The sequence below is a fragment of the Neobacillus sp. MER 74 genome (genome assembly GCF_023714155.1).
In genome coordinates, this window is record NZ_JAMAUV010000025.1 from 26,228 (window position 1) to 51,335 (window position 25,108).

32 protein-coding genes, 2 pseudogenes and 1 riboswitch are annotated in these 25,108 nt (G+C 37.9%); of the genes and pseudogenes, 23 read left to right on the forward strand and 11 right to left on the reverse strand.

Features of this window, described 5'->3' with window-relative positions:
- Nucleotides 1–10: 10 nt before the first annotated feature.
- The 3 genes from M3610_RS23775 (at nt 11) to M3610_RS23785 (ending at nt 1,098) form a co-directional block, all read left to right on the forward strand.
- A complete protein-coding gene (locus tag M3610_RS23775) occupies nt 11–145 on the forward strand; it encodes a BA3454 family stress response protein (protein ID WP_098576574.1) in 135 nt (44 codons plus the stop codon).
- A gap of 149 nt (nt 146–294) precedes the next feature.
- Nucleotides 295–462 (forward strand): hypothetical protein, encoded by a 168-nt coding sequence (locus tag M3610_RS23780; protein WP_251463116.1) that lies wholly within the window; start codon nt 295–297, stop codon nt 460–462.
- A 171-nt stretch (nt 463–633) separates the two neighbouring features.
- The gene (locus M3610_RS23785; protein ID WP_251463117.1) at nt 634–1,098 is read left to right on the forward strand and encodes a CBO0543 family protein; all 465 of its coding nucleotides are present in this window, start codon (nt 634–636) and stop codon (nt 1,096–1,098) included.
- Nucleotides 1,099–1,204: 106 nt separating this feature from the next.
- On the opposite strand, the gene M3610_RS23790 is transcribed toward M3610_RS23785, so the two are convergent.
- Nucleotides 1,205–1,693: a pyridoxamine 5'-phosphate oxidase family protein gene (locus M3610_RS23790; RefSeq protein ID WP_251463118.1), complete on the reverse strand. Its 489-nt coding sequence runs from the start codon at nt 1,691–1,693 to the stop codon at nt 1,205–1,207.
- A 156-nt stretch (nt 1,694–1,849) separates the two neighbouring features.
- Here M3610_RS23790 and M3610_RS23795 point away from each other — a divergent pair, with 156 nt between their 5' ends.
- Nucleotides 1,850–2,362 carry a GNAT family N-acetyltransferase gene (locus tag M3610_RS23795; protein WP_251463119.1) on the forward strand — a complete coding sequence of 171 codons (513 nt, stop codon included), beginning with the start codon at nt 1,850–1,852 and terminating at the stop codon, nt 2,360–2,362.
- Between the two features lie 220 nt (nt 2,363–2,582).
- Here the strand turns inward: M3610_RS23795 and M3610_RS23800 are convergent, their stop codons facing one another.
- Nucleotides 2,583–2,981 (reverse strand): nuclear transport factor 2 family protein, encoded by a 399-nt coding sequence (locus M3610_RS23800; RefSeq protein WP_251463120.1) that lies wholly within the window; start codon nt 2,979–2,981, stop codon nt 2,583–2,585.
- Nucleotides 2,982–3,002: 21 nt separating this feature from the next.
- The gene (locus M3610_RS23805; protein ID WP_251463121.1) at nt 3,003–3,374 is read right to left on the reverse strand and encodes a VOC family protein; all 372 of its coding nucleotides are present in this window, start codon (nt 3,372–3,374) and stop codon (nt 3,003–3,005) included.
- 217 nt (nt 3,375–3,591) lie between these two features.
- Here M3610_RS23805 and M3610_RS28670 point away from each other — a divergent pair, with 217 nt between their 5' ends.
- From M3610_RS28670 to M3610_RS23840, 7 genes are all read left to right on the forward strand, one after another.
- The gene (locus M3610_RS28670) at nt 3,592–3,795 is read left to right on the forward strand and encodes a YoqH family protein (protein WP_483870115.1); all 204 of its coding nucleotides are present in this window, start codon (nt 3,592–3,594) and stop codon (nt 3,793–3,795) included.
- Nucleotides 3,796–4,094: 299 nt separating this feature from the next.
- A complete protein-coding gene (locus tag M3610_RS23815; protein WP_251463140.1) occupies nt 4,095–4,916 on the forward strand; it encodes a DUF817 domain-containing protein in 822 nt (273 codons plus the stop codon).
- A 229-nt stretch (nt 4,917–5,145) separates the two neighbouring features.
- Nucleotides 5,146–5,541 carry a transcriptional regulator SpxA gene (gene spxA / locus M3610_RS23820; RefSeq protein ID WP_251463141.1) on the forward strand — a complete coding sequence of 132 codons (396 nt, stop codon included), beginning with the start codon at nt 5,146–5,148 and terminating at the stop codon, nt 5,539–5,541.
- A 51-nt stretch (nt 5,542–5,592) separates the two neighbouring features.
- Nucleotides 5,593–5,727 (forward strand): BA3454 family stress response protein, encoded by a 135-nt coding sequence (locus tag M3610_RS23825; RefSeq protein ID WP_098576579.1) that lies wholly within the window; start codon nt 5,593–5,595, stop codon nt 5,725–5,727.
- Nucleotides 5,728–5,841: 114 nt separating this feature from the next.
- The gene (locus M3610_RS23830) at nt 5,842–6,252 is read left to right on the forward strand and encodes an RrF2 family transcriptional regulator (protein ID WP_251463122.1); all 411 of its coding nucleotides are present in this window, start codon (nt 5,842–5,844) and stop codon (nt 6,250–6,252) included.
- 113 nt (nt 6,253–6,365) lie between these two features.
- The gene (locus M3610_RS23835; protein ID WP_098576581.1) at nt 6,366–6,707 is read left to right on the forward strand and encodes an IDEAL domain-containing protein; all 342 of its coding nucleotides are present in this window, start codon (nt 6,366–6,368) and stop codon (nt 6,705–6,707) included.
- Nucleotides 6,708–7,121: 414 nt separating this feature from the next.
- On the forward strand, nt 7,122–7,610 hold the full coding sequence (locus M3610_RS23840) for a DinB family protein (RefSeq protein WP_251463123.1): 489 nt from the start codon (nt 7,122–7,124) through the stop codon (nt 7,608–7,610).
- 122 nt (nt 7,611–7,732) lie between these two features.
- Here the strand turns inward: M3610_RS23840 and M3610_RS23845 are convergent, their stop codons facing one another.
- The 4 genes from M3610_RS23845 to M3610_RS23860 all read right to left on the reverse strand — a co-directional run bounded on the left by M3610_RS23845 (nt 7,733) and on the right by M3610_RS23860 (nt 10,549).
- Nucleotides 7,733–8,359 (reverse strand): metal-dependent hydrolase, encoded by a 627-nt coding sequence (locus M3610_RS23845; protein WP_251463124.1) that lies wholly within the window; start codon nt 8,357–8,359, stop codon nt 7,733–7,735.
- A gap of 222 nt (nt 8,360–8,581) precedes the next feature.
- Entirely contained in the window at nt 8,582–8,773 is a 192-nt protein-coding gene (locus M3610_RS23850; RefSeq protein ID WP_098576583.1) for a hypothetical protein, read from the reverse strand.
- Between the two features lie 20 nt (nt 8,774–8,793).
- A riboswitch (cyclic di-GMP riboswitch) is annotated at nt 8,794–8,877 on the reverse strand.
- 178 nt (nt 8,878–9,055) lie between these two features.
- On the reverse strand, nt 9,056–9,637 hold the full coding sequence (locus M3610_RS23855; RefSeq protein ID WP_251463125.1) for a hypothetical protein: 582 nt from the start codon (nt 9,635–9,637) through the stop codon (nt 9,056–9,058).
- A 453-nt stretch (nt 9,638–10,090) separates the two neighbouring features.
- Nucleotides 10,091–10,549: a hypothetical protein gene (locus tag M3610_RS23860; protein WP_251463126.1), complete on the reverse strand. Its 459-nt coding sequence runs from the start codon at nt 10,547–10,549 to the stop codon at nt 10,091–10,093.
- Nucleotides 10,550–10,771: 222 nt separating this feature from the next.
- Between M3610_RS23860 and M3610_RS23865 the strand changes: the two genes are divergently transcribed.
- The 7 genes from M3610_RS23865 to M3610_RS23895 all read left to right on the forward strand — a co-directional run bounded on the left by M3610_RS23865 (nt 10,772) and on the right by M3610_RS23895 (nt 15,417).
- The gene (locus tag M3610_RS23865; protein ID WP_180230272.1) at nt 10,772–10,945 is read left to right on the forward strand and encodes a hypothetical protein; all 174 of its coding nucleotides are present in this window, start codon (nt 10,772–10,774) and stop codon (nt 10,943–10,945) included.
- 238 nt (nt 10,946–11,183) lie between these two features.
- Nucleotides 11,184–11,750, forward strand: a complete 567-nt coding sequence (locus M3610_RS23870) for a tyrosine-type recombinase/integrase (RefSeq protein ID WP_251463127.1) — start codon at nt 11,184–11,186, stop codon at nt 11,748–11,750.
- A 64-nt stretch (nt 11,751–11,814) separates the two neighbouring features.
- Entirely contained in the window at nt 11,815–12,687 is an 873-nt protein-coding gene (locus M3610_RS23875) for a YitT family protein (protein ID WP_251463128.1), read from the forward strand.
- 306 nt (nt 12,688–12,993) lie between these two features.
- A complete protein-coding gene (gene queC, locus M3610_RS23880) occupies nt 12,994–13,647 on the forward strand; it encodes a 7-cyano-7-deazaguanine synthase QueC (protein WP_098576612.1) in 654 nt (217 codons plus the stop codon).
- Nucleotides 13,648–13,649: 2 nt separating this feature from the next.
- Nucleotides 13,650–14,126: a 6-carboxytetrahydropterin synthase QueD gene (gene queD, locus M3610_RS23885; RefSeq protein WP_251463129.1), complete on the forward strand. Its 477-nt coding sequence runs from the start codon at nt 13,650–13,652 to the stop codon at nt 14,124–14,126.
- Nucleotides 14,123–14,851, forward strand: coding sequence for a 7-carboxy-7-deazaguanine synthase QueE (queE, locus tag M3610_RS23890; RefSeq protein ID WP_251463130.1), 729 nt, complete (start codon nt 14,123–14,125; stop codon nt 14,849–14,851). Before queD ends, queE begins: the two co-directional genes overlap by 4 nt.
- Before the next feature lie 26 nt (nt 14,852–14,877).
- Nucleotides 14,878–15,417 (forward strand): VUT family protein, encoded by a 540-nt coding sequence (locus tag M3610_RS23895; RefSeq protein ID WP_251463131.1) that lies wholly within the window; start codon nt 14,878–14,880, stop codon nt 15,415–15,417.
- An 82-nt stretch (nt 15,418–15,499) separates the two neighbouring features.
- Here M3610_RS23895 and M3610_RS23900 read toward each other — a convergent pair whose 3' ends face one another.
- Nucleotides 15,500–16,297, reverse strand: coding sequence for an HAD family hydrolase (locus M3610_RS23900; RefSeq protein WP_251463132.1), 798 nt, complete (start codon nt 16,295–16,297; stop codon nt 15,500–15,502).
- A gap of 126 nt (nt 16,298–16,423) precedes the next feature.
- On the reverse strand, nt 16,424–16,840 hold the full coding sequence (locus M3610_RS23905) for a DUF1284 domain-containing protein (RefSeq protein ID WP_251463142.1): 417 nt from the start codon (nt 16,838–16,840) through the stop codon (nt 16,424–16,426).
- Nucleotides 16,841–17,194: 354 nt separating this feature from the next.
- Between M3610_RS23905 and M3610_RS23910 the strand changes: the two are divergent.
- Nucleotides 17,195–17,620, forward strand: a pseudogene (locus M3610_RS23910) (hypothetical protein); the annotation flags it as partial.
- A gap of 83 nt (nt 17,621–17,703) precedes the next feature.
- On the opposite strand, the pseudogene M3610_RS23915 reads toward M3610_RS23910, so the two are convergent.
- Nucleotides 17,704–18,830 (reverse strand): annotated as a pseudogene (locus M3610_RS23915) (MFS transporter); the annotation flags it as partial.
- 198 nt (nt 18,831–19,028) lie between these two features.
- Here M3610_RS23915 and M3610_RS23920 point away from each other — a divergent pair.
- From M3610_RS23920 to M3610_RS23935, 4 genes are all read left to right on the forward strand, one after another.
- Nucleotides 19,029–19,526: a DinB family protein gene (locus tag M3610_RS23920; RefSeq protein ID WP_251463133.1), complete on the forward strand. Its 498-nt coding sequence runs from the start codon at nt 19,029–19,031 to the stop codon at nt 19,524–19,526.
- Between the two features lie 245 nt (nt 19,527–19,771).
- Nucleotides 19,772–19,972, forward strand: coding sequence for a hypothetical protein (locus M3610_RS23925; protein ID WP_251463134.1), 201 nt, complete (start codon nt 19,772–19,774; stop codon nt 19,970–19,972).
- A 49-nt stretch (nt 19,973–20,021) separates the two neighbouring features.
- Nucleotides 20,022–20,294 carry a hypothetical protein gene (locus tag M3610_RS23930; protein ID WP_251463135.1) on the forward strand — a complete coding sequence of 91 codons (273 nt, stop codon included), beginning with the start codon at nt 20,022–20,024 and terminating at the stop codon, nt 20,292–20,294.
- Between the two features lie 218 nt (nt 20,295–20,512).
- Nucleotides 20,513–21,880 carry a dipeptidase gene (locus tag M3610_RS23935; protein ID WP_251463136.1) on the forward strand — a complete coding sequence of 456 codons (1,368 nt, stop codon included), beginning with the start codon at nt 20,513–20,515 and terminating at the stop codon, nt 21,878–21,880.
- A gap of 48 nt (nt 21,881–21,928) precedes the next feature.
- Here M3610_RS23935 and M3610_RS23940 read toward each other — a convergent pair whose 3' ends face one another.
- Complete coding sequence (locus tag M3610_RS23940) at nt 21,929–24,961, reverse strand: efflux RND transporter permease subunit (RefSeq protein ID WP_251463137.1); 3,033 nt, start codon at nt 24,959–24,961, stop codon at nt 21,929–21,931.
- Between the last annotated feature and the right edge of the window lie 147 nt (nt 24,962–25,108).

Consider the following 25,108-nt stretch of genomic DNA (forward strand, 5'->3'; position numbering starts at 1 on the left):
AAAGAACAAAATGTACAAGTATACCATCTATGTAACACATCAAGGTAAAATTTATCAAACCAACGTAATAGCTACCAAAAACCAAACAGAAGAAGAAGTTTATCGTATAGCAAAAGAACAAGTTCTTAAACAATGGGAAAATTAAAGAATCCAGGGATTAAAAGGATTCGAATAGAACTACCATTTGTATATAGATTTTGGATAGCTTCCATTACTTAAATATCGCGCTGCTAATAGTGGCTTTGAAAGATTTTATGAAGAATACTAATTATTATAAGAGGAGTTGGTAGGTTTATGAAGAATACTAATAACCTTACTATAGAGGAATTGGAAAGACGTATTGCTCATTTTGAGGAACGTCTAATGGATTTTATTATTACCGAGGAACAAAGAGAGTTAATCAAAGAAAGTTTAAAAGAACTAAAGAAGGCTAAAGAGCCCAAGGCTTCCTATACTTTTTAAATAATATAATACATATAAAAAGGACTTTACAATGATCTTCAACAATCGGGCGCTTTTCCGGAAAGCGTCTTTTTTTAATGAGTTTTAGGCTATTGATAAAATCTTATCTTTGACCTTTACTTTGGTTATACTCATTGATAAGCAAAGTAAAGAAAAGGAGCTATTTTATCTATGGAAAGAATAATATTGTGGTCACTGCTCATAATCGGGATCACGCTATTGATTTATAGCTTAAGAAAACCACCTATCATAAAATGGATTGGAATTTTTGCATTGTCTTCATATTTTTCAACGTTTTTTGGTGTTCTTGTTGTAGAAGAGGAAATGCTCGAATATCCAGTGAGATTTTTAAGTAACTATTTTAGTTCCAGTCTTCTTTATGAATATCTTCTATTTCCAGTTGTTTGTATTTACTTTTATCAAACAACTTATTGTTCAAGATATTTTAACATTGTACTACAAGGTATTTTGTACACCACTGTTTTAACGATAATTGAGATTTTGTTTGAAAGATATACCGAGTTAATTAAATACCATACATGGACATGGAAGTACACATTTATCAGCACCTTTCTTCTAATGTTGTTTATCCGTTTCCTTATGCATTTGATAAACAGGAAAGAAAGAAAATTATAGGTGCGGAAGGGAAAGATCAGTGCTGTCAATTATGGCAGCTTGTTTTTAGGTATAACTCAACACAGCTGAATGGATTGTCCTATGGCCAGACAACCCATTTTTTCTGTTATTTATTTAATTCAACCGTTTCATTAATTTCTGTCGATTTAGAACTTTGTCCTGTCATGCGTTTATAGAAAAAGGCGATTTTCTTCGTAAAATTACCGGTTTCCCAATATTCAGCTGCTTCTGCCTTTACCTTTATCAAAATAACGTTGGAATCATCATAAGAAGTTTGCATAATTTTCTCATTTGCTTTGCTCCACAATTCCTTTTTCTTGTCTAAATCCTCAACGATTTCTGCTCTTCCACGGACGGAAACATAGGATTTACCTGCATAAGTCACATTAACATCTTGATCATGTAAAATTTCTTCATATTTATTAGTCGCTTTCTTAGTGAAAAACCATAAGTCACCATCAAACTCTATTTCTTGTGTTTTCATAGGACGTGAAACAAGCCCTTCTTCAGTTACCGTAGTCAGCATGGCCGTGTCTACGTCTTTGATTAACTCTCTTAATGTTTCCATTTCTTCTTGTTTCAACATGTTAGACATTTTCATCACCTCATTGAAGTTTACAGAGGTATGCTACCCTTTAAACCAACATTTATTCAGGTATGGCAGATATACTGCTAAAAAGCGGAAGTGTGTGTTTGAAGCTTTCGTTAAGAAAGAGTAAATAAAAATAAATGGTGAGAGGAAGAAGAAAATTTGGAAGGAAGTAACCATATTATTCAGATAAAGCCTTGGGAGGATAATGACCTTGATTTGCTTTTTCTTATAAACGCTCCAGAAATGATGCAGCATCTTGGAGGTCCAGAGAGTAAAGATCAGATTTTGAAGCGACATAAACGATATCTTGAACTGGGTAATAGAGGACGTATGTTCAGTATTAAATTGTTACCAGAATTAGAAACAGTAGGTTCTGTGGGTTATTGGCAAACTACTTGGAATAATGAAAGTGTATATGAAACTGGATGGAGCGTTCTACCCTCTTATCAAGGGAAAGGAATAGCTGCAAAAGCGGTAAAGTTAGCAATTGAAGAAGCATCTAGTGAGAACAAATACACATACATCCACGCATTTCCATCGATTGATAATCCTGCTTCTAATGCAATTTGTCGAAAGCTTGACTTTCAGTTTATCTCTGAATGCGAATTTGAATATCCTCCAGGAAGCTTTATGCGGTGCAATAATTGGCGTTATAACTTAATTGGACAATAGCTGAACTTTCAGTTCTTAATTTTTATAAAAGATCCAGATATTTAAGACCCAATTGATAGGTATGGAGGGAAGGAGCAGGGGCGAATAAAACAAACCATTTAGCAGAGCCGTAAAAAAGACTGCCGGAAAATCCCAAGTTTTCGGGTTTGTCGACAGTCTGACAACTTAATATTTAATAATAGTAGGTTGGTTCGTTCTTTTTCAATCTCCTTAAATGAACTTAAAACATACCGTTCTCGTTAGGGGACTCCTCAGGTATGGGTTGTCCGATATCCCACAATTCAACGATTTGGTTATCTTTGAATCGAAAGATATGGACCACTGCCCCTCCGAGATCCTCTGGGTGCTGCTTTACATGTGAATGAACGGCTACGGTATCTTTCTCATGAATCACAAGTTTGACCTCAAAGATTTTGTTCGGATTTAAAGCCGCATTTTCTTCCATTGCAAGCATGAGAGAATCAGCATCTCCGCTGAAATAGGGGTTATGGTGACAAAAGTCAGGGCCTATGTAACGCTGGAATGCATCCCGAGCCTTGCCGGATGAAGCGAGCTGTAGATAAGACACGGCCATCTCTTTGAATGAGAGGTTCGTTGTAATTGGTTGTTCCATACTCATTTTATTCCTCCATTTTTCCTCTTATCGATGTTGATCGAGCAGAATTTGATTTCCGTCTGGATCTTCAATGATCATATGTGCAGGTCCAACAGAGCCTTCATCTGCCTCCGACAGAAATTTTATACCTTCAGACTTTAGTTTCTTTTGGATGTCTCGAATGTCTGTAAACGTTTCGAGATTCTCTGCATTTTGATTCCATCCTGGATTAAATGTCAGAATGTTTTTTTCAAACATCCCTTGAAATAGCCCGATGACGCAATTTTCATTCTTCATAATCAGCCAATTTTGAGTAATATCACCGCCAAAAGCTTGGAATCCTAGTTTTTCGTAGAACGACTTGGATAAATGAATGTCCTTCACGTTTAAACTTACAGAAAATGCACCTAGTTTCATATAATCTCCTTGTTTAAGTAATGTGGGTAATTCAAATTATTTAATTTAACTATAAATGAGAATATTGAAATTCACAACATTTTCCATTAAGTGTAATGGAAAATCCCATAGCAACGATCACTTCCAAAGTATTAAAATTGAATTTTATCTGGCTGCACGTTATTAAAAGCATAATTTTACTTATTTTCACTATCGTCTATCCATTTATCAAATTTAGATTCAAAGTTGGCGGTTTAAGCTGTATTTAGTTAAAGAGAACGTTCCAAGCTGGTTTGGCGGTAATCCATGGGTGGGTAAAATTGATGAGATTTCAGCGGAACTACCAGTTAATACAAGCGTAGAAGTACGTCTTTCAAATTCGAAAACTAACAAATTAGGACCAGTTATTTTGCAAAACACCCTTCACGGATGCCATAACTAGGGAATAATATTCCTCCTGTTATGGACAATAAATTTCCATTAAAATTTTAGAGCATTCCTTTGAAAATAAGGAGTGCTTTTTAACTTTTTATCAGATCGGAACAATACTTTAACCAATAAAAATATAATTATAATCATTAATTATTTATTGTAAAACGATAAAATGGATGGTAAAATCATTTCAATAGAAAAGGAAATATCGCTTTTACAAAAATTAGTATCAAATTTATAAAAGGGGAGTTACGCATGAATTTAACCATCCAAAGTGATTCTCAGAAAAAACCTTTGAAGATACAAATGATTAGATCGCTTAAACAACTCGTTCGTTTTGGCTGGGAGCAAGCCCTTTCCTGTTTGTTTCCTGTCGTTATTTTTGCCTCTTTGGCTATTACACAAGTCATCCCACTTCCATTTCTGCCGCGGTATGACTGGCTGCTCATTATTTGCCTTCTGATGCAGTGGGGGATGGTGCGTTCTGGGCTTGAAACACGGGATGAACTTAAGGTGATCACTTTGTTTCACCTTATTGGACTTACTCTTGAACTTTTCAAGGTGCATATGGGCTCTTGGTCTTATCCGGAGGAAGGATTTTCTAAAATTTTTGGAGTCCCTTTGTATAGTGGTTTCATGTACGCGAGTGTAGCAAGTTTTCTATGCCAGGCGTGGAGGAGGCTTAAGGTTGAATTGGTGAAATGGCCGCCGTTTTTGCTGGTAGTCCCTCTTGCCGCTGCGATTTATTTGAATTTTTTCACCCACCATTATTGGTTGGATGTTCGTTGGTGGTTAACAGGACTTGTCATCGTCGTTTTCTGGCAATCGTGGGTCACATATGAGGTTGGTGGAACACGTTATCGCATGCCTCTCTCGCTTTCTTTTGTACTCATTGGATTTTTTATATGGGTGGCTGAAAATATCGCAACGTTCTTTGGAGCATGGGAATATCCAAACCAAACCGATGCATGGAGTCTCGTTCATTTAGGAAAGGTGAGTTCCTGGCTCTTATTAGTAATCGTTAGCTTTCTGATCGTAGCGACCTTAAAGCAGGTTAAAGGGGAAAATTCCAACAGGATTGGGAAAAGCAATAGTAACAAAAGAAATAGAGTCCACGATGAGATAGAATAACCATTCAGACTGATCTTCTTGATAATAATCCCTTAGGTATTAAAAACTTAAGGGAATTTTTTATCATTAGAGCGAATGGTTAATGCCATCTTAACCATGCATATAAGATTCAATCAAACACCCATTGACAAAATGAACTGTAACGATTATATTTACAGTATGATAACTGTAATGGTTTTTGTTACATTTAATATGTTGGGCAGAATATTACTAAGGAGTGTGTATGGCAATGGTAACTTTGTTTACGACACCAAGCTGTGGGTCTTGCCGAAAAGCAAAAGCTTGGTTTGAGGAACATCAAATAGACTATATAGAAAGAAACATCCTATCTCATCCTCTTACAATCGATGAAATTAAATCGATTCTTCGCATGACAGAAGAGGGGACGAGTGAAATTATTTCAACGAATTCAAAGGCGTACCAAGATTTAAAGGTAGATATTGATACACTTCCGCTTAATCAATTGTATAAATTAATCATCGAACATCCCAAAATGGTTCGCCGGCCAATTATCATGGACGAAAAAAGATTACAAGTGGGCTATAACGAAGATGAAATTCGGAGTTTCCTTCCGCGGAGAATTCGAAACTATTTGTATAACGAATTGCAGAAAGAAGCAAATTAAAGCAAAAAGCATGGTCTTTACAAGTAAAATTTACAAAAGGAGGAACAACAGATGATTGAAGTATTCGTAAAAGTATTATATAAAGATCGAAATTACCATACCAATGTCATAGTGGAAAAAGAGATGACCTGGGAAAAAATTAAACAGATTGCTGAAGAACAAGTAAAAAAGCAATGGGATGTTTAATGTAATAGACATAGTTACCGATATGCTTGACTAGTTAATCTGTAATGTTTATTATTACAGTAAGTTATGAACTTTAAAATAGATGAGAAGTTTTTTGTCTTAGGAGGCAAGCCAATGAATAGTGATTTTACTCTTGCCATTCACAGTTTAACATTTCTTGCGTTACAGACGGACCGCATGTCCACTAGTGATGCGATCTCTGAAAGTGCTGGCGTCCATCCGGTTCGCATTCGAAAAGTTCTAAGTTTATTGAAAAAACATGGATTTATTAAATCCAAAGAAGGAACCGGCGGAGGATTTCTTTTTGCGCTTGACTTAAGTGAAGTAAACCTTTGGGATATCTATAAGATCACCTCTGAAGGGGCACTGCAGCCCAAATGTCCTGAATCCAATGAAAAATGTATTGTCGGGGCAAATATGCAAAAAGTCTTATGCAGTATTTTCTTTGGTGTAGAAGAACACATGGGAGAATATTTAAGGGACTATACAATCAAAGAAGTCGTCGATCTTGTTAAAAAGCGCTAGTAACCGATAATCGGTTGAATACTTCTTTAATGGAAATGTAATAAAAAAGATTACAGATTAATTTACGATGCATATCCTGGTATTAAACGAAAAAAACAAGAAGGTGAAAAACGATGTTCTTCTATAATAATACAAATCTAAAAACGGGTGATTGGATTAAGGCAGAATCCCGGGAGGGTGAATTAATTATTGGTTATATTGATTCACTTTCACCGGAAGGTCTAGAAGGTGTTGTGAAAGTAACCGTTGTTACGAGTGACAATAAGCAAGCAATTGGAAAAACCATCCCTATTCTAAGTAAACGGGTGAAAAAACTGCCCGTTTCAAATGTAACCAATAAGGCACAAATTGAATTTCTCCTCGATCTGGCTTTATCAACGGGAGATAAGGAATGGTTTTTGGCGCTTTCTTCAGAGTTAAACGCAATGAAGCAGCTTGCAAATGGAGTACATTAAGCCGTGCTGAGATTCAGGGCAGGTTTGTAAAAGAGGACAATAAATCAAGAAAAAAATATACGGGTAAACTATATCCAAAACGAAGGTAAGGTGATATAAAAGAACTTAGTGTCCGCATATCTCCTTACCTTTTATTTAATGTTATTTAGTATGGGAGGATTTTGAACGGTCAATGGATGAAGGCGGTTCCTCCATCCAACCATGCTTCATTAAAATCGATCCTCCATCTTTTGCAAAATCAAATTGGATCTCTCAAATTCCATTTTGATTTAAAATGTTTGGTATAACTTGATAAAGAAATATAGGCACTTTATGACTTATTTACCGGAGTTTTTTTCCTTATTGAAGGTTTTTTCTAACATTTATAGAACATGTATAGAACATGTAATTATATCTGTTAAGGTGGGTGTTTGGATGCTTCAACACGAATATGGATGGGTTCGGCAGACGAGAGGAACACTGTTAGATTTTTGTGGGAAAGTAGATTCTAATCATTTTACACAAACAAATGGTTTTGGTTGGCAAAGTGTAAGAGACACATTGGTTCATATAGCAGATTGCTATGTTGCATGGCTTGGCTCATTTGTTTTGCTGAAGACAAATAAACCACTTACTCCAAGGGAAGAATTACATAATCTCAGTTTAGAGGAAATAATATCACGATTTGATCAAGTAGATTCAATAGTAAATGAATTAATTGAACAACATGGACATAAATTAAACGTGCCAATTGAAAGAGAAATCCCTTGGAGAGAAGCATCTGAACTAGTAACTATTTCTCCCGGTAAATTGCTAATGCACACTATAACACATGAGTTTCATCATAAGGGACAAATAGTAGCCATGCTCCGTCAAATGGGTTATGAGCCCCCAAATACAGATGTTTTAGGAACAGAAGATTAATATTTTCTAGACGTAATTGGGCGATGTATAATGGACATTGCCTTTTTTGTTGAACAAGTTTGTGAAAGTTCCATTTCCTCCAAACAATCCAAATAGTGTGGTTAATCATTCACAGATATTTTTCATATTTCCTTGGAAGACAGTGGTAAGAACAGCTTAACGCCCCGTTTATTAAATGGCAGGATTTTTAAATCTGCTATTAAATGACTGATGTAACCAGCCAAACACGAATAGAAAACACCATCAATCCCGATTGAAGCTTGGAAGTTGGAAGCAATAATCCCAAAGAACGCAGTGCCTAAAATCGAATGAGTATAGCTGCGATGAGAAGTAAAGGAGGCAAGGACTATATAAATCCCTAGCAGAATAAACCATAGTTCCCCTAAAGAGAATCCGCCCGCCAGGACGGCAATTCCTGTGATGGTTAACATATGTCTTTGCTTAATGAAGGATGCAATCAAGACGATCAAACAGCCGATTCCAATCCCCAGCCATCTATCTACCATTGTTTTTTCAAAGAAACTATAGAGAATCATAATCATTCCAATGATCATCGCAGAAAGTCGAATCACTTTATGCGACAAAGTAATTTTTTCACGAAGCTTCCCGTCAATATCAAGATCAGGCATTAATCCTGAGACGCTACCTAATCCTACAAACAAAAGTGTCGTAGAAGGAGAAGTATGAAATGTATTTGCAACAATAAATCCAGTTGCTGCCCTAATTACTGCGTGTGATGTACCATTCAATTAAATTCCACCTCTATAAATTATTTATGAAGAAAATCAAATCTGACATAACTATTGTACAACAAAACATTTGTTCTGTTTAGAGATTTGTAGATTTTAAGTAAACTTTATGGATAATTAACATCAGCGGAAGTAATGGTAGTTAAAATAACAAAAAACACGCTGTGCTAACTCAACGTGTTTTTTGCAAACTTCTTTTTTGATCATTATGAATCGACATTATTAATTGCCAGAAAGATTTAAAAATAGTCCGTCTAGCGGGTGCGGATAACGAAATTGTACTACTTCTCCCTTTGGAATTTCTGGTTTTACAACTACCGTGTGGCACTTTTCTTGATTTTCTTGAATTTTTGCTATTATTTGGTCTAAATTTCTCCCATCAAAATATGGTGGATAGTTTGAATCTAATTGCATACATTTTCTCTCCTCTTAATTGAGGCAGCACAGCCATCATAGTATAGAACCTTAGACCTGTAACTTTGCGTCCCATTCTTTCGAAAGGTTTGCCTTTATCTAATTTTGGTATTAAAGAACTAGATTAATAGTACTATAAAAAATATAAGAAACGAATATAAATAATTCGAAAAAATTCGACAAAAAATGATAAAATCCAGTGATAAGAGGTTAAAATACATTTTGCATTCAAATCCCTGCCGTGGTTCGTGATTCATTTCGGGTAGGGTGGGGGAGTTAGCTTTATTCCTTCTTTCCATTTCCTCCGAAAATAATTTGACCTTCTGAATTATAAACCGTTACCTTTACTGGCAATGTAACTTTATCTTTCTGAAAAACAGCATACCAAACCCATAAGTGATCACGAACCAAAAACCTGTTGGGCTGGATGTTGCCTTCACTATTTATTACAATGGTTTTCGCCTCGTCTTCTGCAAAACCATATATAACCGACAAATCTTTTTGGATATGATTTTTAGCTCGCCAGTCTATTGGTCCTCTCTCGACTTTCTCTTCCTTGAACTCCTGGAAATCCATCATTGGAAAAATGAATTGTTTAAATTTAGTAAACTCTTTATTTGTAAGCACAGGCGAGATTCCAGAACTGTTCTCGGCAAAAACTAAATTAGAATGAGCATCAAACAAAAGAATTTTTTGGCAATCTCCAAATTGTGCTGTTACTCTTTCACAGATACTTTCTTCCAAGGAGGTAGTAGGAATATTAAGTTTAGCAGGAATTGCAGGTTTTGTTGGCCATGATGACAAAAAATAAATTACCGCACCTAACCCTATACAGAGTACAGCTATTAAAATTTTTTTATTCATCCCAATCTCCCCTCATTGAAAATAATTTTTATGTACTAAGTCAATTATATGATAAACTACACGCTGTCTAAGACACAGATTTAATATAAATGTTAATTGGAATTTAATGGTATGATGGGGGATGGCTGTAGGATTGTGGGTAAGGGGGAGTATCAATGTTATCCCGTCTCATTCAGTTTGGAATGGCCATTATGGTTCTCGTTTTTTCTATGTAACCTAGGTGCGTTTCTACATATGTAGAACGCTTTTTTAATAACGCAGCACGGCTGTTGAAATTTGATAGAGTATTGGCGGATGCTTTCTGCCTGCATTCACCCAGGATCATGTGTCCGCTTGCGTTGGGCGATCCGCACTTTCTATTTTTTAACGGTTTTCAATATATTTTACAACATCACCGACCGTTTGGAGCGTTGTAACTTTCAATGGATCGGCTGTCAAGGGAAACTCCACTTATCAGCTAAGTTTCACAATGGATAGTGATGCGGCATTTATACCTTGTCCCCCTAAAACCGGTAAAAGTGTATCTGTAGTCGTACCAATATTTCTTAGCTCAATGGTGGATTTTTTGGAAACATGGATAATTGCTTGTCCTATAAGCATGAGGGTCGCATTATTCACTTGCCTTGTTATGCCAAACTTTGTGAGATTTTCTGGCTCAGAAGAATCGCCTAAGAAAATACCATAAACAGAAGTGGAAGCAGGCCCATCTATGAGTAATGTATATTCGATCTTATAGTCTCCCGATTTCAAAACTTTTATGGTACTGCGATTCGTGGAAAATCGTATATTTTTCAATGAACCATGTTGATTAAATCGTATATTTTCCTGGGGATTTACTAAAATCGGCTCGGTTCCTACGAGTGCAAAATAGCCATAAGCTGCTGAAGAATCTTGCCTATTTCGATCAGACATTATTAAATCACCACCTTTTTAATCTACTAATATAGGATATGAGAGATTGTAAGAAATGCTTGTACAATTGTGTAACTTGAGATTTCTATCCTCATTTGGGTTGGCACGAGATGTGTATTCTAAATTGCGGAACAAATGGAAGTACTTTTAGTTGCAAAACGTATGTGAACTGTTAATAAATCGAAAAGATAATTGTATAATAATGGTAAGAGGGGAGAGAGTATGGTGAATACATTTAAAGAGAAAAGAAAGGCCCGAAGAGACAAAAGGAAAGAAGAAGGGAAGGAATCCATTTGGTGGGAAGTCCTTGACATCTCTTTGGATTTAGTGGAATTAATTGGGCCAATTCTTATTCGGTCTGCTCGGTCAGTTACTAAATTTTTGGACCATCATTAATTACATACTAAGTGTTTATAATTACGTGCTGCTTGAAAATGATCATCATAAGTATATGGCTTTAGCTCTATATAACAGGGGCTAAGGCCTTTTTCTCGTTTTTTTAGGGGCTAGTATACTTGTACTATCTATTTTCCTATGATATATAAATCCGATAATTCTTAGGCAGAATGTTTGAATGTTACTCAAACATACTTTATAATTTAGTTATGTAACATTGAAGGAGAGTAATGATTCGTTGGAAACAGTGGATGCACTTAGAGACTTAGAACAAATAAATGCCATGAAAAATTACCTTATGGAACATTCATATAGGGATTATTTATTATTTGTTGTTGGAATAAATACAGGGCTTAGAATATCTGAACTGCTACTAATTAAGGTGAAGGAACTTTTTAATGGGGATGGGGAAATGAAGGATTTTTATCATTACTCTGAACTGGAGAGTGAAAGGAGGAAGTCGGTTTATTTAAACAAAAGAGTGAAAGAAGCGGTAAATTCTTACTTAGACCAAGTCAACAGTGAACAACAAATTTATTTATTCCAATCTCGTAAATTTAAACAACCGATTACACGACAACAGGCCTATCGAATCATCCATGATGCAGCTGTTAAGGTAGGTGTTGAAGGGAAAATCGGGACCAATTCACTAGCAAAGACCTTCGGATATCATGCCTTTAAACAAGGTGTCTCGATTGCACTCTTACAAAAACACTTTAACCATTCCACACCATCGGAGACACTTAAATTTTTAGGAATAACAAAAGAAGACCTGATTACCACTCAGATCGATGTAAATTTATGAGTAAAAAAATCTAATGGAGAAATTCAGAGATACAGTTGAACAGTAAAGGGAAGAGAGGAAATATATGACTACAAACAACATACATAAAACTAATAAACTAAAATTTATTCTGCGCGGATTAATGGTCATAATCGGGGGATTAATTGCTGCCTATGGACTAGAAACCGTTCTCATTCCAAACCACGTATCTGATGGAGGAGTGACGGGTCTTAGTATCGTTGGATCAGAACTATTTGATTTACCATTAGGTGTTCTCATTGCTGTGATCAACATTCCCTTTATATGGTTAGGATATAAGCAAATTGGAAAAAGTTTCGCGTTATTTTCGATTATCGGGATTGCTTCCCTAGCGGTTGGAACCAGTCTCTTGCACCATACCCCTGCTATTATTGAGGGGGATACATTGTTAGTGACAGTGGTTGGCGGTATTATCCTTGGATTTGGGATGGGGTTAGCCTTAAGGAATGGCGGTGCGTTAGATGGAATTGATATGCTGGCCGTCCTCCTATCTCGAAAATTACCGTTTGGTACCAGTGATCTCATTCTTTTCTTAAACATATTTGTATTTATTTTCGTTGGCATCGCATTTGGTTTACAAGGGGCGATTCTATCGGCCATTGCTTACTTTATTGCATCGAAAGTGATTCACATTGTAGAAGAAGGGTTAAGCGGGTCTAAAACCTTCAATATTATCACCACTCAGCCTGAAATAATGGTGGAGACCATCCGCGATCGTTTAGGCCGAAGTGCAACGTATAAAGAGGCTTATGGCGGCTTTTCCCATGAAAAATTTAAAGAAATCACCTGTGTCATTAACCGCTTAGAAGAAACAAAATTAAAAGAAATCATCAATGAACTGGATCCAAAATCCTTTGTTACCGTTTATGATGTAGCAGAGGTGAAGGGTGGTAATTTCAGAAAGCATAACATTCATTAGCTGAATGGGTGAAATCAAAAGGAAGAAGTAATTGAAAATATGTTTTTTTACCTAGTTTTTAAACAGATACAGCTCCATAAGATGCGTGCTGCTGTAGTTTTGTAAAGAAAAGGATGCAAAATTTGTCGACAAATAGGTGAAAAAATTAAAATTATAGTTTATAATCATTTAGTCATAGAAATTAATATATCATTGCATGTATGCAACCGAGGTTCTAGCCCCCCTCATTAAAAAAACTAAGATGAAGCAGTACTTCTATCTTGGGGTACTGTTTTTTCTATTTGAAAGGAAGTATAGTGAGAAATGTTGAAAAATGAGAAGGCCATTGTGGTATTTAGTGGTGGCCAAGACAGCACCACTTGTTTATTTTGGGCCTTAAAACAATTTAAAGAAGTAGAAGTCGTTACGTTTGATTACAATCAAAGGCATAGTTTAGAAATTGAATGTGCCAAAAATATAGCCAATGAGCTTGGTGTGAAACACCATATTTTAGATATGGCCTTACTTAATCAATTAGCCCCTAATGCGTTAACGCGTTCAGATATTGAAGTGACTGATGGCGGTGAAGGGGAACTTCCCTCCACATTTGTGCCAGGTCGGAACCTATTATTCCTAACTTTTGCAGGTGTTTTAGCTCGTCAAGTGGGAGCGAAGCATTTAGTCACAGGTGTTTGTGAAACAGATTTCAGCGGGTACCCAGACTGCCGTGATATTTTTATTAAATCATTGAATGTTACGTTAAATCTTTCGATGGACGATAACTTTGTCATTCATACCCCGTTAATGTGGATCAACAAAGCACAAACATGGGCACTAGCGGATGAATTGGGCGCATTAGAGTTTGTTCGTGAAAAAACATTAACTTGCTACAACGGTGTGATTGCGGATGGATGCGGTGAATGCCCAGCCTGTGTGTTACGAAAAAGAGGGCTTGAAGACTTTTTAAATGGGAGGTTTTAACGATGGGTTTTCGTATCGTTGATAAACTTCAAAAAATAAATGAGGACATTCATCCACATCAATTAAAATATCATCAAAAACGTGTACTAGTAAGCAAAGAGTTTACCTTCGATGCTTCGCATCATCTGCATTGTTATGAAGGGAAATGCAAAAATTTGCACGGTCACACGTACAGGGTTATTTTTGGAATCAGCGGTTTTGTTGATAATCGCGGCCTAATGATTGACTTTGGCGATATTAAAGAGATTTGGAAAAATGAAATCGAGATATTCCTTGATCATCAATATTTGAATGAAACCCTTCCATCGATGAATACAACCGCAGAAAATATGGTGGTTTGGATTTACGAGAAAATGAAGGAAGCATTAGAAACAGAAGAGCGGAAGGAACAGTATCATGGAGCAAGAGTGGAATTTGTCCGTCTCTTTGAAACTCCGACTAGCTATGCAGAAGCGCGAAGGGAGTGGATGGAGGAATGAGCAAGATTCCTGTTCTAGAAATTTTTGGCCCCACCATCCAAGGAGAAGGGATGGTCATTGGTCAAAAAACAATGTTTGTACGGACCGCCGGCTGTGATTATTCTTGCAGCTGGTGTGATTCTGCTTTTACATGGGACGGCAGCGCCAAAGAAGATATTCAGCAAATGACCGCGGAAGAAATTTGGGCTGAATTAACAAGCGTTGGCGGTGATAATTTCTCGTTTGTGACGATCTCCGGGGGAAATCCAGCACTGCTGAAGAATTTAGATGGGTTGATTGATTTACTAAAAGAAAAAGACATCAAGATTGGGATCGAAACACAAGGGAGTAGATGGCAAGACTGGTTCTTAAACATTGATGAACTAACGATTTCACCGAAGCCGCCAAGTTCCAATATGATCACCAATTTTGAAATCTTAGATTCTATTTTTCAAAATTTAAACGACAATGATTTTAAACATCAAGTGAGTTTGAAAGTCGTCATCTTTGATGAAAACGATCTTGAATATGCGAAAAAGGTTCATCATCGTTACCCAGAGATTCCTTTTTACCTTCAGGTGGGTAATGATGATATTACGAATATGAATAACAATGAATTGATTCAAAAACTTCTGAATAAATATGAGTGGTTAGTTGATTGTGTAGTTTTAGACCCAGCGTTGAATGATGTTAAAGTATTGCCGCAATTGCATGCCTTGCTTTGGGGAAATAAGCGAGGCGTGTAAGAGGTTAGAAAGAGAGTAGGGAAAGAATGAGAATCATATTATATTTAATTTCCATCGTAACGGCGAACGTGGTTACGGCAGCTTTTGCCCCATTGCAGATGGGGGTATTTATTGTCCCTATGGGTACCTTATTTATCGGAGCCACGTTTATCTTTCGAGACTTGGTTCAAAATAAATATGGAAGAAAGAAGACTTATATTTTCATAGGAACAGCTTTATTCCTTTCTGCGGTTGTATCATTCATTTTAGGGGATACACTGATTATCGTCTTAGCTTCGGCTCTCTCGTTTGCCGTGGCAGAAACAACAGATACAGAGATTTATACAAGATTGAAACTGCCGATGAGCTGGAGAGTTTTTTATAGTGGAATCGTCGGGGGCTTATTGGATTCGGTGATCTTCGTCATCATTGGCCTTAGCCCGCTTGGAGCCAACTTCTTACCATGGGAAGCCGTGCCAGCAGCTATTCTTGGGCAAGTCATCGTGAAAACGATCATACAGGGAATCGCAGCAGTAATTTTAAGCCAGGTAACTAACTCAATGACGAAACATGCACTGTCAAAATAATGGAAAATAAAGCTCCAAACTTGTTCAATCGGTTTGGAGCTTTTTGATAATCGCTGCAATTTATAGTAGATATAAAACAACTTTATATCGCATAGGATTGTTTTGATTTAAGAAGATATTGTTCGATAAACTGAGCTAATCCATCATTTTCGTGGTGCCCCGTAATAAAATCAGCAGCCGCTTTAACCTTTTCACTTGCGTTCCCCATGGCTACACCAGTACCTACATGACGAAGCATCTCGATATCATTGGGTCCGTCTCCAATAGCGACAACTTCATTAGGACTGATTCGATATTCACGAAGGAGGCTTTTTAAAGCAGACCATTTCGAAACATTAGGTGCAAGCAATTCAAACCCGTCATTCCAATTGATGACTTCTGCTTCCTTGTTAAACAAAGCGGAAATGTTTGGACAAGGTGTACCTGTTCGAACACTATATTTAAGTACATCTTGATAAGTTGCCTGTCTTAAATCTCCAATATAATGTGGCGGAATCCGCCCCACTTGTGTCCAATAATCAATTTCCTCATTTGTCTTCTTACAATAAACACCATTTGCTGTATGGATAATAACATTCCAAGCACTTTTAGCTGTCACATGGTGGAATCGTTCATCGTTCAGTCGGACGGTTTTCATTTGTATTGTTTTTCCTGAATCTGCATCGTGAATAGCGGCACCATTCAAACAAATCATCGGTGTTCGTAATCCAAGTTGATTATGGTAAGGAGCTGTTACTTCATAGTGTCGACCAGTAGCCAGAAACACCTTGACCCCCTGATTCATGAGCGTATTAACGGCTTCCATATTTCGGCTGGAAATGTTATTTGAGGCTTTTAGTAGAGTACCATCCATATCAATAAACATTGCACGCACATTCATTTAGATTGCCTCCTCATTCGTTGTTAATCCAATCATAACATCTGAATATTAAAGTCTTGTAAACTCAGTGTATAGATTAAATTAAGTTTAAGTGGAGGCAAATGATGAATCTAAAGGCGGATGGGCTTATGTAACTTCTCTTAAACCCTTCCATTCATGAATCTCTTGAATACCTTCCTCACAAACTCCAAAGGAACTCCAGGAACAAGTTTTACACACAGTTTGAATATCGGAAGGAACGACAAACTTTCTGATGCATGATTCAATGTCCTCCCAGTTCAGAACTTCTCCGACTTTAAGTCCAATTTTATCTAATATAACTTGATCTCTTTCATAAATATTGTCGTCCTGGCAGTGGTATTGACCAGAGTTGGGGTATTTTTCACACAACTGATCGGGACCCTTAACGATCTGAATTAACGTCTTTGGGTTATTTCTCAAGGTTTGATGCAAACGAGTCATATTTTTTACGTATTCTTCTGAATAGCCCATTCCCCGATAGCCCAACAGGCAAAAAAGATGATGGCCTCGTAGATTAAACATCATTCTCCTCCTAGTTAATAGATGTTAACTATAAAAAACGTCGAGTTAACATTGCTTTTTTTCATCATACCATATCATACTTAAACAATTAGACCCTTTTTTGTTTCATTTGGGGGAGTAAAAAATTCTATACACATAAATATGTCTGCTGGTTTTATAAACTTTGTTCGAGGGTTCCTCTTTGGTGTTTGCGTGCGACTGTTTTTTCATAAAAATATATTTTAAAATACTTTCATGGACTAAAGTAGGTTCCTTAATTTTTAGCGGATTTATTACACAAACAACTGGTTTATTTCTGCATTGTATGTGGTGATTGTTCCTTTTATTGCATGGATTTTTATTAGGAGGTAAAACATGGATTACATTTCACCGAAAGAAGGGGTGTTAAAGCTGAAACCGTGGCCTAAAGGTACCATAGCTGCGGGTCGGCGTCATACTGTGGGGCTTAAATCGGATGGTACGGTGTCTGCTGTGGGTGATAATAAATATGGCCAATGTGATCTAAGCGGCTGGCGGGATATTGTGGCGGTTGCGGCAGGTAATGTGCATATGGCGACGAACACGGGTAATGCTCATACCATCGGCCTTAAATCTGACAGGACAGTGTCGGCTGTAGGTTGGAATAAGCATGGCCAATGCGATGTAAACGATTGGCGTGATATTGTAGCGGTCGAGGCAGGTTGGTGTCGTACCATAGGGATAAAATCGGATGGCACGGTGGTAGCAGTGGGTGATAATGAATATGGTCAATGTGAAGTAAGCGAATGGAGCGGTTTATTGATTTGAAAAGTCGGTTAGTTAAAACCATCCAATATTTTGCCTATGTTAGAAGTAAAAGCCGCCAAATTGGCGGCTATTCACGTTTAATGTTGGACTTGCTTTTGATGCTCCATTACCTTCTTGTGTGAAGGAAGGAAGAGAGTACAAAGGAGGTTCGCAATCCCAATAAAAAACACGAGGATAAATACAAGGTGCATTCCATGGGCAAGAGCCTCCTGGATCATCGTCATGACGTCCGCAGGCAGCTGATGAATGGTTTCTGAGCTTAAGAGATTACTAATATTGCCTCCTCCACTCCAACTTCCCCCTGCATGCTCTTTTCCAAACGTAATCAATGAGTTGTTAAAAATAGTTCCAAATATAGTAACCCCAACCGTTTGGCCAATGGACTTAGTAAAGCTGTTTGATGCGGTTGCTGCTCCACGCATTTGCCAGCCAACCGCTGATTGAACGAGAACGGTGGTTGGGATGGTCGCGTAACCCATGCCTAGACCGATCACAATCATAATTCCTACAAAATACCAATACGGGGAGTCAAGTTCCACAGCAAGCAGCCATGTTCCACCTAGGGCAATCAAAACAGCACCAAGAATGGCTGTAAACTTTGAGCCAATTTTATACATATACCGACCGGCAAAAGTTGCACCCAAAGGCCAGGAAATCGACATTGGCATAAGTGTCAGTCCTGAGCTCGTCGCACTGTGGCCAAGAATCGTTTGAATCCACATTGGCAAATATACATTCACACCAATTAAGACCGCACTAGATAGAAAACCGATGAGATTGGAAACTAGAATGACAGGAATCTTGAAAAGGGATGGAGGAAGCATCGGTTCCTTCACTTTGGTTTCGATATAACCGAACAACACAATAAAGATGACGGAAACAGCAAATAGGATATAAATAGCTGTCGGTTCCATGCACCAGGAAAAAGGTCACCAATAATTGTAAAGGTTAACGGCATAACCGCACCAGCACCAATTCCTTGAAAAGCACGGAACCAAATTAATTGATTCATCGTTTGGGCAGCTCCCGACAACATCGAGCCAACGACAAACAAAATAACCCCGAAGATAAAAACTTTTTTTCGGCCGAATAAATCAGCCAAATTCCCGTAAATAGGTGTCGTGACAGAAGTGGTAAGAGTGTAGATGGCAAATACCCAGCTGATTAATTTTAAGCCGCTGAGGTCACTGACAATTTGCGGAAGATAGTGGTTTTAAGTGAATTACTCAATCGGCTCGTTGATCATTTGAAATAAAAACGTTTGCCCTATTGTGTACTTTATTTGTCATGATGAAGGAATAAAAGTTGGATGAGCCGAATAAGTCATAAGGATCATGATTTTGTTGAATTTTCAAAATAAATGATTTGAATGATGAAACTAAACAGTGAGGAGATTGGTTGAATGCAAGTTGTAACCCAAATGTTTTTAGACCAACACGACATGCATTGGCATGAGAATGATTGGTTTGCATCCATGGATCAAGCGCTTCATGGAGTCATCGCAGCTGAGGCAGCATGGACAAGTTCGGGAATCAGCAATTCAATTTGGCAGATTGTTAATCACTTGATATTTTGGAATGAAGACGTAATCCATCGAATTAAAGGTACAGAGAATCAGCAAAAGGCAGAAAACAATGAAGAGACCTTTGGAAAACCGGGGGATCCAGAAGACGAAATTGGGTGGGCCCAGACAGTGCAGCGTCTTAATGAAGTCATGAATAAATTAAAAACGGTGATTGCGGATCTTGACGATGAAAAGTTAAAAGCTCCATATGCTGCTAACAGATATTCTATCGAGCGTTTACTTAGTCATATCATGATGCACGATACGTATCATATCGGCCAAATTGTTCTGTTGCGAAAGTTGCAATCCTCTTGGGGTGGCGTTGATTGGTCCTAAAGCACCATAATCCAGCGGCCTTCCTCGCCAAGCCGTAGAAACAGGTGTGATAGTCAAATTCATTAGAACGTATTTGCAGAGTAATCTTTCACATATTTCACTGTTCAACATCGGGCGCTTTTCTTAAATAAGAAGGCGCCTTTTTGGGGATTTAGTTAAATGAGTTATATAGTCCTGTACTTAAAAAAAAGGAGAAATTAAAACTGTTACAAAGAGGTGTTTGATAATTTTTAGGGGGAGCAAAATTGCGTAAGAAGTTTTTATTATTAAAAAGTTTTGGTTTAGCTTTTTTTCTTGTTCCAATATTTATATCCAGGTTGAATATCGTTCCCGATATATCTTGGAATATTCTTTATTCTACATCTGGAACAGCTCTTATTTTTCTAATTGTAGTAAACATTATGGAGTGGAAATATCAAAAAGGAAAAGAAAATATCGGTAAATAGTAAACTGGTTTCATTTCAAATTTAACTGCCATAAGGAAGGAAAAATGCGATGTTTCTAAGCGTTGCTTTTTATATGTCAATTATTGTAAGTTTAATGATTGTTACGCTTGGCATTAAGAAGAAAAATACGAAATATATCTGGATCGCTCTCTTTCTTTCTATCATTTCAACGATTTTAAGTTTATGGTCGATTTGGATGTTTATTATTATTATTCCTTTCTTTTGCGCAGCAGCAATTTTAGGAATAACGTATTCAAAACGATGGTTTTTAGTATTTATTGCTGGAGTTATAGCTTGGGGATTATTTTTATATTTTTATTAAACCACAATAAGACTTTTTTTATGGGCTGGCAATTTTATTAAAACATATTAAATAGAGTTTTCCAGCTTTTGCGGGGTATTATAAAAGGTGAGGTGAAGACTTCGAGTGGGGTCTTTATTTTTTGACGTGATAGGTGTTAGCCGAGTTGTATTACTTGATGCCAATCATGACTTTATATATATAATAAGAAGGGGAAATAAACTAGAAAAGGTGATAATATGAGTCAATTATCTGAATTATTATCTAACGAACATGATCAGAATGTTGAGGAATTAAAAGAATTGCTCCGAATTCCAAGCGTCAGTTCCTTATCCGAGCATAAAGAGGACATCCAAAAAGCAGCTTCATGGATTGCCAATAAATTAGAAAGCATTGGAATGGAACATGTGGAAATCATCCAGACAAAAGGCCATCCAATTGTCTATGCGGACTGGCTTCACCAGGAGAACACCCCAACTGTCTTAGTGTACGGCCATTATGACGTGCAGCCGGTTGATCCTCTTCATTTATGGGAAACGCCTCCGTTTGAACCAACGATTCGTGATGAAAAGATCTTTGCTAGAGGGGCAACCGACGACAAAGGGCAGACATTCTTACATATCAAAGCAGTGGAAACACTTTTGAAAACAGAAGGTAAATTACCGGTGAACGTTAAGTTTTGCATCGAAGGAGAAGAAGAAATCGGAAGTCCTCATCTTCCGCCATACTTATCCGAAAATAAAGAGAAATTAGCTTGTGATGTAGTCGTTATTTCTGACTCAGATATGTGGGATAGAGGCGTTCCTGCCATCACTTATTCGTTAAGAGGTCTTTGTGCACTGGAATTTTCCCTAAAAACCGCCAATTCAGATTTGCACTCGGGCATGTTTGGCGGGGGAGTACAGAACGCCAACCATTTATTAGTCCAGCTCCTTTCGACCCTTCATGATGAAAACGGAAAAGTAAATGTAGATCATTTTTATGATGATGTTGTTCTTCTTACAGATTTTGAAAAGGAACAAATTAAAGCGTTAGGATTTGATGAAGAAAAGCTAAAAAAATCATTAGGGTTAACCGATTTAACCGGAGGGGAAAACAATTTCCCATACCCTGAGAAAATCAGCTCCCGGCCAACCTTAGAAATCAACGGATTATGGGGAGGTTTTCAGGGGGAAGGAACAAAAACAGTCATCCCGAACGAGGCACATGCCAAAATCACTTGCCGTCTCGTCCACAATCAAAACCCGGAAAAGATTCAGGGATTGATCAAAAAACATCTAGAAGAACATGCGCCAAAAGGCAGCACCATATCAGTGTCTCTTCAAGATACGGGGAATCCATTCTTAACGCCGATCGACAGCCCGATGATTCAAAAAGCGGCCGAAGCGTATGAAACGGTTTATGGAAGAGCACCAGTTTACAAAAGAGAAGGGGGTTCGATTCCAATTGTATCGGATTTCAACCATTCTCTAAATGCCCCTGTTGTCTTAATGGGATTCGGATTGCCAGATGAGAATCTTCATGCTCCGAATGAACACTTTAACTTGGAAAACTTTGATAAAGGGATCTTAACGATTTGTTCGTTTTTAGACCTTCTTAAGAAGTAAAAAAGAAAGGGCGATGACAGATAGATGTGTCATCGCCTTTTTTCGACATTATTGGTCTAACGTATCTGATACGTGGATACCATGCAGCCTTTGTTTTTTTGCTTTGCGGAAATGAAATAATTCATAGAAGGTTGGAATCACAATCAGTGTTAAAAGAGTGGACACGATAAGACCAAAAATGACGACCACCGCAAGTCCCTTTGAAACAAGATTTAAACTCATCGCAGATTCATGTGCAACCAGAAGCGGAAGCATCGCAAATACAGTAGCAAGTGCTGTCATCAGAATTGGCCGTAGACGTACCTTTCCTGCTTCCATAATTGCTTCGCGAATACTCATACTCTCCTCATTATGACGGATTCGATCGACCAGCACAATCGCATTTGTAACAACAATTCCAACTAGCATCAACATTCCAATCCCAGAAGAGATATTAATGCTAGATTGAGTGATCACCAACCCTAATAGTGAACCTATAGCTGCAAGCGGCAGAGAAATCAGAATAGCAATGCTTGCACGGAACGACTTTAAGGTAACCAACAAAATCATAAACACAATACCAATCGAGAACATTGCCAGTTTACCCAGTTCTACTAAATCCTCCGATGACTGCATGGCAGAACCAGTGATTTCTGCACTTGTTTCTTTGCCAAATGTATTATTTTTGTCCCATCCAGCGATCTGTTTTTGAATTTCGCCAGCTACGTCCACCATTTTATCTGAATCCACAAAAGCATTTACTTGAAGATAATGATGACCGTCTTTTGAATAGATGGTACCTGGTTCCTTACTCTCTTCTATTTTAGCAATGCTTGAGAGAGGAACTGGTCCATTGGGTGTCATTAGCTGCAAATCTTTTAAATCATTTACCGTTTGAATTTCTTTGAGGGCTCCTAATTTAACCGTAGTGGACCGACCATCTATTTTAATGCTTCCAATCGCAGCAGGCTGAATCATGGCATGAATCGACTGAGAGATTTCCAGTGCGTTGGATAATTTTGAATCCACCGTAATTGTAACGGTTGGCTTTGTATTTTGATCATTACTTTCGACTTTTTGTACGCCATCAATGGTACTAATTTCTTTCTTGACGAGATCAGCAGCTTTTTTTATGTCTAATTCATTCTTACCAATCACATCCACTGAAACCGTGGTCTTATTAACTCCCAACAATCCAGCAGTGTCTGCAGTCAGCTCCGCACCTGGGAATTGATCTTTTGTTTTTCGAATGTCTTTTACAAATTTGGCGGAATCGGTCCCTTCTTTTGGGAAAACCATAAATTGAACCACGTTTGCATCTTGTAAATTTCCATACTGCGCAGCACCTTCATTGACTCCTGCGATCGCTATACGGTTCTTTACCCCTTCTTTATCTGCAAGAATGCTCTCCATTTTCGAAATCCCGTCATTTATTTCGCTTAATGGGGTTCCGTTATGATAGCGAAGATTGATGGCTATGTAGGCGGAATCTTTCTGATCGACAGACCCTTTAGGCATGCTAACAAACAGCCCAACTGACCCGGCCACCACCAGAACTACTAGTATGATAGGAAGCCATTTATGGTTAAGCGACCATTTCAACACAGTGGGGTAGAACGAATGTGTCTTGTGTTCTTTCACTTTTACCTTTTTCATCATACGGCCGCTGAGTACTGGTACGACTGTCAGCGAAACCAGCAATGAAGCTAGTAGTGAACAAGTGATCGTAATCGCAAACGGGGCAACCAGGTCTCTTAAACCTCCCGAAACAATCATCATTGGGAGAAATACGGCCACCGTTGTAAGGGTGGAGGACGTAATGGCTGCGCCAACTTCTTTAACAGCTTCGATAAGAAAGGCAGGGGTTAGTTCATGATCTTTCTTTCTTCGATAAATATTTTCAACGACAACAATACTATCATCCACCAGTCGTCCGACCGATACCGCAATCCCTCCAAGGGTGAGGATGTTTAACGTAACGCCAAAAAATGAGAGTAAAATCATTGTAATACAAAGAGAAAGTGGAATGCTGACAATCGTGATCAGGGTCATTCGGAAACTGCGAAGGAATAACCAGATAATAAGAGTCGCAAATAATGCTCCGGTCAATACTTCTCTAGTCATCGAGTTAATTGAATCAAGAACGGTATTCCCTAAATTCATAAAAATAGTAGCTTGTAGTGTTCCCTCATAGTCTTTGTTAATTTGTTTAACCGCCTCTTCTACTTGTTTCCCGAGGGTTACCGCATTGGAGGTCGAATCCTTCTGAATTACGACGTCGATAAAATTCTTCCCGTTCAAATGGGTGATGCTTGCGGTATCTTTTTGCATGGTTATTTCAGCGACATCTTGCAGTTTGGTCTTATTATTTAACTGAATATTTTTGAGGTCATCAACGGATTCTAATTTTCCTGTTACGATGATACTTGTTGCTTCGTTGTTTAAGGTTTGTTCGCCCACTGCCACCGATGCATTTTTTCCTTGAAGAAGAGTGTAGAGCTTTTCAAGCGGGTATTGTGCGGCTGCTAGTTTGCCAGGATCAACTTTAATCATCACTTGTTGATTGCTGCCGCCGTTGGTGATGACATTGCCGACACCTTTTAGGTCTTGGAACATCGGCATAATCTCGTTTTCTACGAGATTTAGCTCATGATTGCTAATTTCCTTGTCAAAGGTAAGACCTAGTTCAACAATCGGTATTTCAGATGTGTTCAGGTTGACGACGTAAGGTTTCATGACTCCAGTGGGAAGATTAACCATGGAAATTCTTTCTTGAATTTGTTGTTTAGCTTCTTTCACATTAATGTCAGATTCAAAGGTGACGGTCATCTGCGTGAAGTTATTCCCTGTTTGCGCTGCGACATTTTGTTTTCCTCTGACGCCATTTAATGCTTTTTCAATCGGTTGTGTTACCTGTTCATCCATACTTACAGCATCCATGCCGTTTCCAACCACTGAAATGGTCACGTAAGGCTGATCGGCAGACGGCATCAGTTCCATTGGAATCGTGGTGTAACTAAAAATACCAAAAATCATAGAGGCAAACACAGCGAAAGCTAATGCCGCCTTGTTCCGTAACGCCCATTTGGTAAACCAAGTCATAAAGGACCCCCTAGTAATAAAGTCGTATTGTCAAAACTTTTATATTAAAAAAGTTAATAATCCTTGATTTAAAGGGATTTAAATGCAAAAAACTTGCCACCCCCGTGAAATTAGGTTAAAAGTGAGGTTACCACACCGAACACCTAA

Bases quoted from the DNA above. Each gene is read 5' to 3' on its own strand.
- M3610_RS23775 (WP_098576574.1), top strand. From the start codon at position 11: ATGTACAAGTATACCATCTATGTAACACATCAAGGTAAAATTTATCAA.
- M3610_RS23780 (WP_251463116.1), top strand. From the start codon at position 295: ATGAAGAATACTAATAACCTTACTATAGAGGAATTGGAAAGACGTATT.
- M3610_RS23785 (WP_251463117.1), top strand. From the start codon at position 634: ATGGAAAGAATAATATTGTGGTCACTGCTCATAATCGGGATCACGCTA.
- M3610_RS23790 (WP_251463118.1), bottom strand. From the start codon at position 1,693: ATGTCTAACATGTTGAAACAAGAAGAAATGGAAACATTAAGAGAGTTA.
- M3610_RS23800 (WP_251463120.1), bottom strand. From the start codon at position 2,981: ATGAGTATGGAACAACCAATTACAACGAACCTCTCATTCAAAGAGATG.
- M3610_RS23805 (WP_251463121.1), bottom strand. From the start codon at position 3,374: ATGAAACTAGGTGCATTTTCTGTAAGTTTAAACGTGAAGGACATTCAT.
- spxA (WP_251463141.1), top strand. From the start codon at position 5,146: ATGGTAACTTTGTTTACGACACCAAGCTGTGGGTCTTGCCGAAAAGCA.
- M3610_RS23825 (WP_098576579.1), top strand. From the start codon at position 5,593: ATGATTGAAGTATTCGTAAAAGTATTATATAAAGATCGAAATTACCAT.
- M3610_RS23830 (WP_251463122.1), top strand. From the start codon at position 5,842: ATGAATAGTGATTTTACTCTTGCCATTCACAGTTTAACATTTCTTGCG.
- M3610_RS23835 (WP_098576581.1), top strand. From the start codon at position 6,366: ATGTTCTTCTATAATAATACAAATCTAAAAACGGGTGATTGGATTAAG.
- M3610_RS23840 (WP_251463123.1), top strand. From the start codon at position 7,122: ATGCTTCAACACGAATATGGATGGGTTCGGCAGACGAGAGGAACACTG.
- M3610_RS23850 (WP_098576583.1), bottom strand. From the start codon at position 8,773: ATGCAATTAGATTCAAACTATCCACCATATTTTGATGGGAGAAATTTA.
- M3610_RS23855 (WP_251463125.1), bottom strand. From the start codon at position 9,637: ATGAATAAAAAAATTTTAATAGCTGTACTCTGTATAGGGTTAGGTGCG.
- M3610_RS23860 (WP_251463126.1), bottom strand. From the start codon at position 10,549: ATGTCTGATCGAAATAGGCAAGATTCTTCAGCAGCTTATGGCTATTTT.
- M3610_RS23865 (WP_180230272.1), top strand. From the start codon at position 10,772: ATGGTGAATACATTTAAAGAGAAAAGAAAGGCCCGAAGAGACAAAAGG.
- M3610_RS23875 (WP_251463128.1), top strand. From the start codon at position 11,815: ATGACTACAAACAACATACATAAAACTAATAAACTAAAATTTATTCTG.
- queD (WP_251463129.1), top strand. From the start codon at position 13,650: ATGGGTTTTCGTATCGTTGATAAACTTCAAAAAATAAATGAGGACATT.
- queE (WP_251463130.1), top strand. From the start codon at position 14,123: ATGAGCAAGATTCCTGTTCTAGAAATTTTTGGCCCCACCATCCAAGGA.
- M3610_RS23895 (WP_251463131.1), top strand. From the start codon at position 14,878: ATGAGAATCATATTATATTTAATTTCCATCGTAACGGCGAACGTGGTT.
- M3610_RS23900 (WP_251463132.1), bottom strand. From the start codon at position 16,297: ATGAATGTGCGTGCAATGTTTATTGATATGGATGGTACTCTACTAAAA.
- M3610_RS23905 (WP_251463142.1), bottom strand. From the start codon at position 16,840: ATGTTTAATCTACGAGGCCATCATCTTTTTTGCCTGTTGGGCTATCGG.
- M3610_RS23920 (WP_251463133.1), top strand. From the start codon at position 19,029: ATGCAAGTTGTAACCCAAATGTTTTTAGACCAACACGACATGCATTGG.
- M3610_RS23930 (WP_251463135.1), top strand. From the start codon at position 20,022: ATGTTTCTAAGCGTTGCTTTTTATATGTCAATTATTGTAAGTTTAATG.
- M3610_RS23935 (WP_251463136.1), top strand. From the start codon at position 20,513: ATGAGTCAATTATCTGAATTATTATCTAACGAACATGATCAGAATGTT.
- M3610_RS23940 (WP_251463137.1), bottom strand. From the start codon at position 24,961: ATGACTTGGTTTACCAAATGGGCGTTACGGAACAAGGCGGCATTAGCT.